The organism is Verrucosispora sp. SN26_14.1 (genome assembly GCF_004307965.1).
GTDB lineage: Bacteria > Actinomycetota > Actinomycetes > Mycobacteriales > Micromonosporaceae > Micromonospora.
On record NZ_SISL01000155.1, the window covers coordinates 1 to 12,494 of the forward strand.

Consider the following 12,494-nt stretch of genomic DNA (forward strand, 5'->3'; position numbering starts at 1 on the left):
CCACCCGGCCCGTCCGGGCCGGGTGGTGGCGGAGTGTCCGCCGACGACGGGCCGTCGAAGGGCGGCGGGGGGCCATCAGGCGGTGGGGACGAGGACTTCGAGGTGGGATCCGGTGTCGGCGTCGTGCGAGGGGGCCCCGGGTCGTCGGGCTCGGCGTCGCGGGTACTGCCGTCGGGGTCCGGCCGGATCGCGTCGCCGATGTTCGTGCCGGCGGCGCTGGCCGCACCGGACACCGCACCGGACACCGCCGCCGCACCACCGACGTTCCATCCCTGGCCGGTCATCACCCCGTAGAGTCCCTCGGTCAGGTATTCGACGGCGGCCTCGGAGGCCATCTCACCGGCCGCGTCGGCAGTGGCCTGACGCCCGGTCGGCCTGGGTTCGGGTGTGGTCAGCGCCTGGCGGAACGTATTGCCGGGCGGAGGCACCGAGTCGGCACCGGCGTCGGTCAGCGCTCGCGCACCGGGGCCACCGAGCCGCCGGGCCAGGAGGTTGATCGCCGGACCGAGGAAGGTGGAGACCGCGCCACCGAGCGCGCCGACCGCTGCGGCGTCGCGGGTCAGCTTGCCGTCCCAGCGGTCGCGGGTGCCCATCGACAGTTGCAGCCGCTGGACGATGGCGTCCATCAGCACCTGAAGGCCGATGCCGACCACCTGGTTGACGGCGACCATCTGGATCAGCCGGCCGAGCAGCGTACGGACCAGGAAGCGGAACACGGCGACCCGGGCGGCCAGCCAGTTCAGGGCCGCGCCCGGGTTGAAGAACGAGAAGGCGAGGGCGACGATGAAGTCGATCATCAGCTGGATCAACGCGCCGATGATCATCATCTTGACGTACTGGACCTGGGTGCCCGAGGCGCGGCTCTTGGCGCCGAGGTCACGCAACTGCTCTGCGGCGGCGGCGAGGTAGCCGGGATTGCGGACGTACCCCTGCATCGACTCGACGAACGCCTCGTCGGCCCGGCCGGACACACCGCGTCGGATGGAGCGGACGGCGTCCACCAGGAGCGGAAGGGCGGAGTCGACCCCGTCAGCCGCGCCGCTGTAGGCGCGTGAGAGCCCGAACAAGCGGTCCTCGTCGGTCCCGGGGAAGTCCTCCCCCGAGATCCACTTGAGAAAACCGGCCAGGTCGTCCGACGCCTCGATTCCCATCTCCGCTCACCTCCCCCGGTCCGGCACCGTCAGGTACGCACCGGACCGTTGCCGGACCAGCCGGTCGCCGTGTCCCCGTTCTCCGCCTCGTACCTGGCCAGCAACGCGGCCAGATCCGCCACGCGGCTGCCGTCGCCGACCGCCAGCTCCCGCAGGCCGGTCAGCACGTACCTCGCCAGCGGCAACTCGCGGTCCAGGTCGGCGGCGACCGCCTCGTCGACCTCGCCGCGGACGCTGAGCACGACCGGGGTGTTCGCACCCACCTCACCCTCGAACGTCTCGACGACCGCCTGCATGTGGGCGAAGTAGGCGGCGAACGCCTCCTGGCGCAGCCGGTCCGTGTCCGCCGACAGCGGGGCGCTCACGGTCGGCTCCCGGCGCCGTCACCGCTGTCTGCCGCCGCTGCCCCGGTCGGCCGGGACGGGGGCGGATCGGCGCCGGGCCATGGGTCGTTCACCAGCCGGATCGCGTCGCGCATCATCGACTCGAAGTCGGCCTCTCCGTTGATCATGTCGAGGACCGGCATCCCGGGCGGCAGGACTGCGGCGAACGCGGTGGCGACGGCTGCCTGGGCCTGCTGTCGGGCCGCTCCGATGGTGTCGACGAGCAGGGTCGCCAGCTCGGCCGACGGCATGCTGCGGTACGACCGGCTCAGGAACCGGATGTCGACGAGATCGCCACGGCTGTTGACGGTGACCGTGATGACCCGGTTCTTCGACGTCACGCTCGTCTCGGAGCCGTCCAGACGGGACTGCACGTCGGCGATCGCCGCCTGGCTGGCGGCCAGTTCGGCGTACGCCTGCTCGATCTGGTCCTGCATCGGACCGGGCATGTCGTTACCTCCTCCTAGTTCCGGCGCCGGGTGGTGTCCCGGTGCGTCGGGCCGTACGGCGATCCCGGGCCACGCGACGGCACGTTCGACCGGCCGGGACGCACACCCTCACCGGAGTCCGCCTCGTCGAGGTCGTCGCGACCGATCACGGCCGGGGCGCAGTCGGGATCTGTGCCCCACACCTCTTCCTCCTCCGCGAGCCAGGTGCTCCGTTCGCGGTCCTTGTCGGTGTCGCGGCCGCCGCCCTGTCCCATGCCACCCATGGGCGGCATCATCGGGAAGCCGCCCATGCCGCCCATCCCGGGTATCCCGGCGCCGGCGGCGCCGGCTGCCCCAGCGGGTCCGAACGGTGCACCGGCCAGGAACCCGCCACTGGTGACCGCGCCGGTGCCGTTGCCGGCCACACCGGCGAAGCCGGGTAGCGCCGAACCCGCCACGTAGCCGGGCGGTGGTTCGCCGATCGGACCGATGACGGCACCGCCGTTGAGGCCGGCCGAGGAGCCGCCGGAGTCGAAGCCACCGGAACCCACACCGCCGACCGCCCCCGGGTCGACGACCGAGGGGTATGACGTGGGCGGCGGCGTCAGGCCGCCCAGGCCGCCGCTACCACCGGAACCGGGCCGGGAACCGCCGCCGGACGTCCCGCCACCGGGCGCACCACCGACGACACCACCGCCCAGGCCCGGCAGGAGGGTGCCGGGGCCGACCGCGCCGCCGCTGCCGACACCACCGGTACCACCGCCCAGCCCGTCGAGGCCCACAGTGCCGCTGGATCCGCCGCCGCCAAGTCCGGACGGGTCGAATCCACCGGCGGACGGCCCGCCGGTGGACCCCCCACTCGCGCCACCGTCGCCGAACGCTCCGCCCGAACCGCCGCCGGATCCCCCGGCACCGAGGCCGGACGGGTCGAAGGATCCGCTGGAACCGGAACCTCCCGGACCGCCGCCGATGTTCGCGCCGCCGAACTCGTCACCGCCAGGACCACCGCCGAAGTCGGAGCCGCCGGAGCCGCCCCCGCCCGGCCCGTTGCCGAACGGGTTGTTCGGACCGTTGCCGAACGGGTTGTCGTCCTGCGGCGAGTAGTAGACGCCCCGGTACAGCGGGAAGACCCCGCGCCGCATCGCCTGGATCGTCAGGTTGAAGCTGGTGATGAGCGCCTGGGTGGCGTTGACCGAGGCGAGGTTCAACGCCTCCAGGTTGCTGACCCAGGTCGACTTCATCGCATCGTTCAGTTGGTTCCAGCCGTCGTTGCTCATCAGGTCGTACGTGCCGAGGCCCTGGTCCGGGAACGAGAACGTCCACGGCTGTTCGGGCCCAGCCGTCCAGGTCCCGCTACTCGTCCGCGCGTCGTGCTCGTCGACCTGGCGCTCCATGGCGCGCAGCACCTCCCACACCAGCCAGTTCGGGTCGTGGTAGCGGTAGGCGACGAACGCGTTCCAGGCGTTCTCCATCGCGGTCTTGAAGGTGCCGATCGCGGTGCTGTTGTCGTTGAGCAGTTGGACCCAGTCGCCCTGTTCGGTGATGTTCTCCTTGAGATAGAGCATGGTCCGGGCCATGTCGGCCATGGCGAAGACGAACGCGTCGGCGGCCGTGCCGTCGAAGCCGGCCCGGTCCTGGTCGATCCGGTCGACCACGGCCCGGACGGCCGGTTGGCCGCCGTTCATCAGCCAGTCCGTCACCTGCCAGTAGAGGTGGGCGGCGTCGGAGAAGGTCTGGGCGTCCAGGAACTGGTTGGCGCGGATGCCGGAGACGATCGGACCGCTGGCGTTCACCGTCCGCTGCGAATGGCTGGCCGGGGAGTCGTCGCCGCCCTCGAAGAAGGTGACCCAGCCCCGGATGAGCTGGAAGTACATCCGGGAGTCCCGGCCGCCGTGCCGGCGTTTGCGATAGAGGGTGATCCGGTTCCAGCCCTCCTGGTCACCGGGCATCCAGTGGTTCCACGGGCTCTGGTTGCCGTTCTCGGTCACCTGCCAGAACGAGGTGTCGAGCTGGATCCAGGTGTTACGGGCCGCGACCCCCGGGTCCGCCTGTTCCTCGGACCCGAGCACGTCCCGCAACGCCGGCATCCACTCCATGGACCGGCTGCCGGTGAACGCGTCACCAGGCTGGGTCATGTTGCTCCTTCCGTTGGCGCAGGTCGTGCCCGGGCCCGAGGGTGGTCAGAAGGCCGGCAGTCGGCTGCCGAACTCGGCGGCCGACATCTCGTTGAGCGTCTCGGCACCGTCGGTGAGCGCCATGAACGCCCGCAACTGCTGCCCTCGGGTGGCGGACAGCGTGCCGATCTCGTCCAGCCGGGCCTGGATCGCGGAGCCGTTGGTGCGGATCAGGTTGGCGAGGGTCTGCCCGACCACGAAGTTCTCGTGTCCGGGACGGATGACCAGGTTGTTGATCGGGCCCTGGGCAGCACCGGGCGCCTGCGTGGCCAGGGTCATGTTGACGGCGACGAAGTCGTTGAGCATCCCGTCGTCGACGTGGATCGGCATTCTCGTACCCCGTTCAGAGGTTGCCCTGGAACAGGGCCGCGCCCTGTGCGTCCGCGACCTGGTACGTCTCGCGGATCCGGTCGATGGCGACGGCACCGGAGCCGAGCGAGTTGTTCATCGTCGTCATCCCGCCCTCCCAGACGGTCTGCGCCGCCCGGTACGACTCGGCGGCACCGCCGAGGTTCATCGTGATGAACCGGTTGACGACGGCGTTCAGCTCGTCGAGGGCGTTGTCGATCGACCGGGTGACGCCGCGCAACTCCTCGCCGCTGCCGAGCAGTCCGTCGGGGTTGAGTCCGTAGGTGGCCATCGGGGATTCCTTTCGTCGTGGGGGGCGATCAGTCGCCCTGGTACCAGCGGGAGTGCGAGGAGGTCTCCAGCTCGGCGTTGCTGGTCGCCTGGAGGTACTGACCCATCGCGGTCCGCAGCATCTCCAGGCCGTTGCGGACCTGGTTGAGGCCGCCACGCCAGTTGGACAGCTCCTGTCCGTAGAGGGTGCGGGCCTCGCCGTGCCACTGCATCGACGAGTTGACCGCGTCGACGCTGGCGTCGGCGGCGTTGCAGTTGGCCATCGCCACCTCGAACGCCGACAGCAGTTGGCGGATGGTCTGTTCGTCTACTTCGTTCTGTGCGGGCATCTCGCTCTCCTTCGTGTCGGGTGTCCGGTCTGTCCGGCCGTCGCGGTCGCGGCGCCGGTCATCTGCGGGCCAGCTCGGGGGCGAGCAGCGGTCCGGTCGGCAGCAGGTCCAACAGGGGTCTGGTCACCGTCGCCGCGCCGTCCGGGCGGTAGCCGAGGACCTCGGCGACGGACGGGTCGGCGAGCGGGTACTTGATCCCGGCATCGGTGACCAGGAAGTAGCCGGTGCCGGGAAGCTGACCGGGGCGACCGAGCCGGACCAGACCGCCGACCCCGGGGGCGATCGACACCGCACCGGCCGTCTGGGCGGTGCGGGTGACCCCGGTGCCGTCGACGGTGCGGGCGGCCGGTGCGGTCAGGGGTGGTCGTGACGTCACCCCGATGCCGCCGCCGTCGGTGTGTTGCACGCACCAGACCCGGCCCGGCCCGGCATCGGCCCGGGTCGGCGGGGTGGGTGGCAGGTCGGCGGGGACGGTCGGCTGGGCGGAGACCGGCAACCGGGCCAGCGCGGCGGGGCTCATCGCGGTCGGTGCCACCGGCGCGGGCCGGTACGCCCGGGCCGTGTCCGGGTCGCTCTCCACCAGGCCGTGGGCCAGTGGGCCGAGTTGGCTGAGCCCGTCGCGGTGCAGCAGGTAGTGACGTTCGGGCAGGCCGGCGACGCGGACCACGAAGAGTTGACCGATGCGGGTGGGACGGCCGTCCACCTCCGGTCCCGGTCGGCCCCGGTCGGGTACGGGCACCGGCGCGAGGTCCGGGCCGACCGGCAGTTGCTCCAGCCAGCCGGGCTCGACCAGGACGGGTACGCCGTCGTAGCCGAAGGCCCGGCTCAGCCAGTCGCGGGTCAACGCGAAGCGGTGCCCCTGCCAGACCAGGAACGTCGGACCGGCCGCGACGCGGGCGACCATCGCCTGGTCCGCGGGGAGCAGGGTGTCGGTCGTCGACCGGTCGACCGCCAGGGTGGTCGTGGTGGCCTGGGTGCCCGCGCCGTCCCGGGTGGCCGGTGCACAGACGTGCCAGGCGGTGCCCTTGAGCGCTCCGGGTGCGGGCAGGGCGTCGGGGGCGCCGACGATGCCGAGCGGGCGGCCTCGTGGCACGTCGGCCAGTGAGCGGCCGGAGACCGAGACGACCTTGGGAGCGGCACCGAAGATCAGCCGGGCTGAGGTGTAGTTGAGCACCGGGCGCAGCGTGCCGTCGACGAGGACGTACCGGCTGCCGGTCTCCTTCTCGACGACGAGTTGTCGTGGTTGTCGCCAACTGTCGGCGCCACCGGGGCGAAGGAATCCGTAGACCGCGAAGCCGGCGACGACCAGGGCGGCGACCAGCAGTCCGGCGAGGCTGCCGACCAGGATGCGACGGTGCGGGTTCTCCGGTGTCTCCGGCTCCCCCGCCACCAGCGCACCGGTGAGTCGACCCAGCACGTACGACTGGGCCTGCACCTGGTCCCGACGTGACTGCACGGCCCTCAGCCGCCCAACGCCCGGGCGAAGGCGTAGACGTCCAGGACGGCGAGCAGGACCGGGAAGACCGCGACCATCGCCAGGGTGTGGGTCAGGTCGCCGATGCGTCCCCAGTACGGCATGAGCCGTCGACCGGGCAGGGTTCGGGCGGTGGTGACCAGCAGTGCCGCGCCGATCGGCACCAGGACGGCCGGCACCAGCAGGCGCGGCCAGCCGGTGCCGGTGGTGCTCACGTGCAGCAGGACCGTGGCCAGTCCCACCACGGCTGGTCCGCACAGTGCGAGCCGGTGCCACGCGCTGGTCATCGGGCGGGCGGCGAGCAGCCGTACGGCGGCGACGAGGACGACCAGGGTCGGTGCCGCCCAGCCGTCGGCGGCGCCGACCAGCGTCAGGGCGCCGAGCGTGACGGCGGCCAGGCCGGTGTGCAGCGCGGTCATGTAGCGGTCGGCGGTGACGGTGCGGGCCAGCAACGGTTCGCTCGGCTCCGGGTCGATGCCGTCCTGCAGGTGCTCGGGCTGCACGGGCAGCGGTTCGAGGTGCAGTCCGGCCAGGCGGAACGCGAGAAGCGGGACGGCCGTACCGGCGATGGTGGCGGCGACCGCGACGACGGCGGCGGCCCGGACGGTGTTCATCGGGACGAACGCGGCGAGTGCGGCGCCGGCGGCGGTGAACAGGGCTGCGGTGAGGACGGCGGCGAAGAGTGGACCGGCCCGGCCGAGCAGGATCCGGCCGAGGGCGGCGGTGGTGAACACGGCGGTCGCCGCGACGACGAGCCGGGGGCCGTCCACCGTCAGGGTGGCGTCGGGGCGGCCGGTCTCCGGCACCAGCAGTCCGGCGAGGCCGGCGTGTGCGACGGCGGCGACCAGGAACACCGTGCCGGCGGCCCGGTCACCGACGGCGCGGGTGAGCGCGAACGCGGCAGCCAGGCAGCCCAGGGCGAGCCCGGCCGCGCAGAGCAGGCGGGGTACGGGTGGGCCGGGTGCCGCCAGCACGGCGACGCCGGTGCCGAGCAGCACCCCGAGTACGCCGAGCGCCGCCCAGCGCACCATCTGCGGTTGCCACAGGCCGGACCGGGCGCGGGCGCCGGTGGCCACGCCGTCGATCAGGTCGTCGAAGTCGACCGGCGGGATCTGTTCGGCGCGCGGGCGCAGGTGCACTGTATCGCCGTCGCGGAGGCCGAGGGAGGCGACGGTGCCGTCCTCGTCGAACGGTGGTGCGCCGAGGCGTTGCAGCACCCAGCCGCCGTGCAGCAGACCGGTGTTTGCCAGGTCCTCGCCGAGGTGGTGCAGCAGCGCCGGCAGCAGGTCGGCGACCAGCACCTGGGCGGGTACGGCCAGCTCGATCTGCCGGTCCGGTCCGCAGACGACCAGTCGGCACATCTGCTCACCAACGGTGATGGTCATGCCCTCTCTACGGGCCGTCTTCGAGGCGGTTCAACGCGGGTGCGGAATTTTTTCTGACCCGTCGCCCGGATCGGTGCGTAGTAGGAGCGCGCGGGCGGTCGGTCGGGCGGTCCGCAGCAGGGACGGGAGGGCGGACCGTGACCACAGTGGTGTTCCGGCGACCGGCGCGGCGTAACGGCCCGGAGATGCCGGCGGGCGAGATCAGTCTCCAGGAGCCGCCCGAGCTGCCCGAGACGCAGTCCGGTGGGTTGCGTCAGGTCATGACGATCATGCCGATGATGGTGATGTCCGGCGTCATGATGCTGATGTTCGTCGGTGGCGGCCGGGGCGCGATGACCTGGGTGATGATCGGTCTGATGGTGGTCGCGATGGGCGGGATGCTGATCGGCCTGATGATGAGTTCCGGCGGTGATCGCAAACGTCGGCTCGGCGGCGACCGCCGCGACTATCTGCGGTACCTGGCGCAGAACCGCCGCCGGGTGCGACGCACCGTGGCGCAGCAGCGCGACGCGGGTGCCTGGCGGCATCCCGACCCGGGTGCGCTGTGGTCGGTGGCGATGACGTCGCGGCGGTGGGAGCGGCGGGCCAGCCATCCGGACTTCCTGGAGGTGCGGTTGGGCACCGGCCGAGCGCGGTTGGCCACCCCGATCGTGCCGTTGCAGACCAAGCCGATCGAGGATCTGGAGCCGTTGTCGGCGAAGTCGCTGCGCCGCTTCATCAAGGCGTACAGCACGCTTGAGGGCCAGCCGGTCGCGGTGTTCCTGCGTGGTTTCGCGCTGATCCGGTTCACCGGTGACGCCGACGGTGTCCGTGCGGTGCTGCGCGCGATGATCACTCAGTTGGTGACACTGCACGCGCCCGAGGAGGTGGTGCTCGCGTTGTGTCTGGGTGGTGAGGGTACCGCCGACTGGGAGTGGGCGAAGTGGCTGCCGCACGTCCAGCATCCGGTCGAGCAGGACGCGGCCGGGCCCACGCGGCTGGTCGCGGAGAGCATCGAGGGGGTGGAGCGGCTGCTCGGTGAGGGTTTCCTCGCCCGGCCGCGCTACGAGCAGGGTGCCACGCCGAGTCGCGACGAGCCGTACGTGCTGGTCGTGTGTGACGGTGGGCGGATCCCGACCGGGGCCCGGATAGCCTCCGGCGGGTACCGCAACGCGGTGCTGGTCGACATCGGCACCGCGCCGGCCAGTACGCCCCGGCATCTGCTCTGGCTCGACCTGGTCGAGGACCGGCTGGAGATGGTGCGGCACGACGCGGTCGGTCGGGAGAAGCGGTCGCCGTTGGCCCGCGCCGACCGGCTCAGTGTCGCCCGGGCCCGGGCGGTGGCGCGGATCCTGTCGCCGTACCGGCTCGGTGTCGCCGCCGAGCCCGCCGCCGAGGCGCTCGACTCCGACTTCGACCTGGGGGCGCTGCTCGGGGTCGCCGACCTGAGCCGGCTGGACCTGGACGCCGCCTGGGCACCCCGGTCGGCGACCGACCGGCTGCGGGTGCCGATCGGCGTCGACTCCGACGGCGCGCCGGTGGAGTTGGACCTCAAGGAGTCGGCGCTGGGCGGGATGGGCCCGCACGGCATGTTGATCGGGGCGACCGGCTCGGGCAAGAGCGAGCTGCTGCGTACCCTCGTGCTGGCACTCGCGGCGACGCACTCCAGTGAGACGTTGAACCTGATCCTGGTGGACTTCAAGGGCGGTGCCACCTTCCTGGGGCTGGACCGGCTGCCGCACACCTCGGCGGTGATCACCAACCTGGCCGACGAGGCGGCGCTGGTCAGCCGGATGCGTGACGCCCTGCACGGGGAGCTGGTCCGCCGGCAGGAGCTGCTGCGGCAGGCCGGTGGCTACAGTTCGGCGCTGGACTACGAACGTGCCCGCGCCCAGGGAGCTCCGCTGGATCCGTTGCCCACGTTGTTCGTCGTGGTCGACGAGTTCAGCGAACTGCTCGCCGCACACCGTGACTTCATCGACCTGTTCGTCATGATCGGCCGGTTGGGGCGGTCGCTCGCGGTGCATCTGCTGTTGGCCAGTCAGCGCCTCGACGACGGTCGGATCGCGCAGTTGGAGTCGCACCTGTCGTACCGGATCGGACTGCGGACGTTCTCGTCGATGGAGTCGCGGTCGGTGATCGGTGTGCCGGACGCGCACGAGTTGCCCAGTCAGCCCGGCAACGGTTACCTGCGGACCGACGTGTCGACGCTGATCCGGTTCAAGGCCGCGTACGTCTCCGGCGCGCACCGGCCCAGGGCCGTGCGGTCCCGGCAGGACGTGGTGCAGCGGCAGTTGGTGCCGTATCTGTTGGAGCACGTGCCGTACCGCACTCCGGTGGAGGTGCCCTCGGCGGCGGAGGTCACGCCGGACGTGGCGGACGTGGCGGCGCCGAGCGTGTTGTCGGTCGTGGTCTCCCAGCTCACCGATCAGGGGCCGCCGGCACATCAGGTGTGGCTGCCACCGCTCGCCGCCGCCCCGACCCTGGATCAGTTGCTGCCGGCGCTGGCCCCGGATCCGCAGGCCGGGTTGCGGGCCGCGGACTGGCCCGGTGCCGGGCGTCTGGCGGTGCCGGTGGGGTTCGTGGACAAACCGTTCGAGCAGGTCCGTGAGCTGATGGTGGTGGACCTGGCCGGCATCGGTGGGCACGTGGGCATCGCCGGTGGTCCGCAGAGCGGCAAGAGCACGTTGCTGCGTACGGTGATCTGCGCGTTGGCGTTGACCCACAGTCCGGCGCAGGTGCAGTTCTACTGTCTGGACTTCGGTGGGGGCACGCTGTCGACGATCGCCGACCTGCCGCACGTGGGCAGTGTCGCCGGCCGGTTGGAGATCGACCGGGTGAGCCGGATCGTCGCGGAGATCGGCGCCCTGGTCACCGAGCGGGAGCGGCGTTTCGGCAGTCTCGGCGTCGACTCGATGGCGACCTACCGGCGGGCGCGGGCCGAGGGCACGATCACCGACGACCCGTACGGTGACGTGTTCCTGGTGGTCGACGGCTGGTTCACGTTGCGGCAGGAGTTCGAGGCCGCGGACACCGCGATCCGGCAGATCGTCGCGCGGGGGCTGAACTTCGGGGTGCACGTGCTGCTCACCGCCGCCCGCTGGTCCGAGGTGCACCACGGCATGCGGGACCAGCTCGGCACCCGGTTGGAGCTGCGTCTCGGTGATGCCGTCGACTCCGCCATCGACCTGCGGTTGGCGGCCACGGTGCCGCACCTGCCCGGTCGGGGGCTGACCGCGCAGAAGATGCACTTCCTCGGCGGGCTCCCGCGCATCGACGGTTGCGGTGACGCGGACAGCGTGGCCGAGGGGGCCCGCGACCTGACCGCGTCGGTGCGGGACTTCTGGGCCGGGCCGCCCGCGCCGCCGGTGCGTACGCTGCCGGCCCTGCTGCCGGCCACCGAGCTGCCGCCGCCGGACGGCGACCTGCGGGTGGCCCTCGGCATCGACGAGGAGCGGATGCAGCCGGTCTGGCACAACTTCGAGGAGGTGCCGCACCTGACCGCCCTGGGCGACACGGAGAGCGGCAAGACCAGTCTGCTGCGCCTGCTGGTCGACGGGGTGACCCGGCGGTTCACGCCGAAGGAGGCCCGGATCATGGTGGTGGACTACCGTCGTCGGCTGTTCGACTCCGTGCCCGCCCCCTACCGGCTCGGGTACTCGGTGTCGCCGGGAGCCACGAAGGAGACGGTGGCCAGTGCGGTCGAGGGGCTGCGCAGCCGAATGCCGGGCACCGACGTCACGCCGGAGCAACTGCGTCGCCGGGACTGGTGGACCGGGCCTCGACTGTTCGTCCTGGTCGACGACTACGACCTGCTCGCCGGGCACGACAGCCCGCTCGCGCCACTGATCCCGTTCCTGCCGCAGGGCACCGACATCGGCTTCCACCTGGTCCTGACCCGAGGTGCGGCCGGGGTGATGCGGATGTCGATGGATCCGCTGATCCGCCGTCTGCAGGAGACGAACAGCCCTGACCTGGCGCTGTCCTGTCCGCCGTCGGAGGGGCCGCTGCTCGGCAACACCAAGCCGCGCATCCTGCCGCCGGGGCGGGCGCTGCTCTGCACCCGCCGGGGGCATCGACTGATCCAGACCGCGTGGACGCCGCCGCCGGAGCTGTCGCCGCCGGCCGGGGCGGTGGCCGCTGCCGCCGGATGATCCGTGGTCAGCGCGGGTTCCACCGGCGGCGTCGGCCGCGCCGCAGGACCGCGATCGAGAGCAGTGCCACGGCGGTCGACAGGAGCAGCAGGGTGGTCGCCACGGCGGCGCGACGGACCGCCGGATCGGGCGCCGGGACCGAGGCCAGGACGGCGGGTGGTACCGGTTCGCGGGTCGGGGTGTCGGCCAGTGTCGGGTCGATCGTGGTGACCGCCGCGTACGGGTCGACGGTGCCGGCGCCCAGCCGGGGGTCGCCCGGTGCCGACGGTGGTTCGGCGGTCAGTCGCAGCCGGTCGCGGACCTGCGCCTGGGTCAGCTCCGGCCGGTACGACCGCACCAGCGCGGCGGCCCCGGCGACGTACGCGGCGGCGACGGCGGGTCCGCCCACCCGGTAGTGG

The 12,494-nt window shown here is 72.2% G+C and carries 9 protein-coding genes and 2 pseudogenes; 1 reads left to right on the forward strand and 10 read right to left on the reverse strand.

What is annotated here, in order from left to right:
* The 9 genes and pseudogenes from EYA84_RS15535 to eccD all read right to left on the reverse strand — a co-directional run.
* Nucleotides 1-1,151 (reverse strand): annotated as a pseudogene (locus EYA84_RS15535) (hypothetical protein); the annotation flags it as partial.
* Nucleotides 1,152-1,180: 29 nt separating this feature from the next.
* Nucleotides 1,181-1,516 (reverse strand): hypothetical protein, encoded by a 336-nt coding sequence (locus EYA84_RS15540; protein WP_131053789.1) that lies wholly within the window; start codon nt 1,514-1,516, stop codon nt 1,181-1,183.
* Nucleotides 1,513-1,983 (reverse strand): YbaB/EbfC family nucleoid-associated protein, encoded by a 471-nt coding sequence (locus EYA84_RS15545; RefSeq protein ID WP_131053790.1) that lies wholly within the window; start codon nt 1,981-1,983, stop codon nt 1,513-1,515. The genes EYA84_RS15540 and EYA84_RS15545 overlap by 4 nt, the downstream gene beginning before the upstream one ends.
* Nucleotides 1,984-1,997: 14 nt before the next feature.
* Nucleotides 1,998-4,097, reverse strand: coding sequence for a hypothetical protein (locus EYA84_RS15550; RefSeq protein ID WP_131053791.1), 2,100 nt, complete (start codon nt 4,095-4,097; stop codon nt 1,998-2,000).
* A gap of 45 nt (nt 4,098-4,142) precedes the next feature.
* Complete coding sequence (locus EYA84_RS15555) at nt 4,143-4,466, reverse strand: hypothetical protein (RefSeq protein ID WP_131053792.1); 324 nt, start codon at nt 4,464-4,466, stop codon at nt 4,143-4,145.
* Nucleotides 4,467-4,479: 13 nt separating this feature from the next.
* Nucleotides 4,480-4,776, reverse strand: a complete 297-nt coding sequence (locus tag EYA84_RS15560; RefSeq protein WP_131053793.1) for a WXG100 family type VII secretion target — start codon at nt 4,774-4,776, stop codon at nt 4,480-4,482.
* 28 nt (nt 4,777-4,804) lie between these two features.
* Nucleotides 4,805-5,104 carry a hypothetical protein gene (locus EYA84_RS15565; RefSeq protein WP_131053794.1) on the reverse strand — a complete coding sequence of 100 codons (300 nt, stop codon included), beginning with the start codon at nt 5,102-5,104 and terminating at the stop codon, nt 4,805-4,807.
* Nucleotides 5,105-5,162: 58 nt separating this feature from the next.
* Nucleotides 5,163-6,560 (reverse strand): type VII secretion protein EccB, encoded by a 1,398-nt coding sequence (gene eccB, locus EYA84_RS15570; protein WP_161594978.1) that lies wholly within the window; start codon nt 6,558-6,560, stop codon nt 5,163-5,165.
* Between the two features lie 5 nt (nt 6,561-6,565).
* Nucleotides 6,566-7,963, reverse strand: coding sequence for a type VII secretion integral membrane protein EccD (gene eccD / locus EYA84_RS15575; protein WP_131053796.1), 1,398 nt, complete (start codon nt 7,961-7,963; stop codon nt 6,566-6,568).
* Nucleotides 7,964-8,148: 185 nt separating this feature from the next.
* Here eccD and eccCa point away from each other — a divergent pair, with 185 nt between their 5' ends.
* Nucleotides 8,149-12,096 (forward strand): type VII secretion protein EccCa, encoded by a 3,948-nt coding sequence (gene eccCa, locus EYA84_RS15580; protein WP_201272399.1) that lies wholly within the window; start codon nt 8,149-8,151, stop codon nt 12,094-12,096.
* Nucleotides 12,097-12,103: 7 nt separating this feature from the next.
* Here eccCa and EYA84_RS32495 read toward each other — a convergent pair.
* Nucleotides 12,104-12,494: pseudogene (locus tag EYA84_RS32495) on the reverse strand (type VII secretion-associated serine protease mycosin); the annotation flags it as partial.

What these genes read in the sequence shown, in the direction of transcription:
- EYA84_RS15545 (WP_131053790.1), bottom strand. Translation starts at nt 1,983, where the DNA reads ATGCCCGGTCCGATGCAGGACCAGATCGAGCAGGCGTACGCCGAACTG.
- EYA84_RS15550 (WP_131053791.1), bottom strand. Translation starts at nt 4,097, where the DNA reads ATGACCCAGCCTGGTGACGCGTTCACCGGCAGCCGGTCCATGGAGTGG.
- EYA84_RS15555 (WP_131053792.1), bottom strand. Translation starts at nt 4,466, where the DNA reads ATGCCGATCCACGTCGACGACGGGATGCTCAACGACTTCGTCGCCGTC.
- EYA84_RS15560 (WP_131053793.1), bottom strand. Translation starts at nt 4,776, where the DNA reads ATGGCCACCTACGGACTCAACCCCGACGGACTGCTCGGCAGCGGCGAG.
- EYA84_RS15565 (WP_131053794.1), bottom strand. Translation starts at nt 5,104, where the DNA reads ATGCCCGCACAGAACGAAGTAGACGAACAGACCATCCGCCAACTGCTG.
- eccD (WP_131053796.1), bottom strand. Translation starts at nt 7,963, where the DNA reads ATGACCATCACCGTTGGTGAGCAGATGTGCCGACTGGTCGTCTGCGGA.
- eccCa (WP_201272399.1), top strand. Translation starts at nt 8,149, where the DNA reads ATGCCGGCGGGCGAGATCAGTCTCCAGGAGCCGCCCGAGCTGCCCGAG.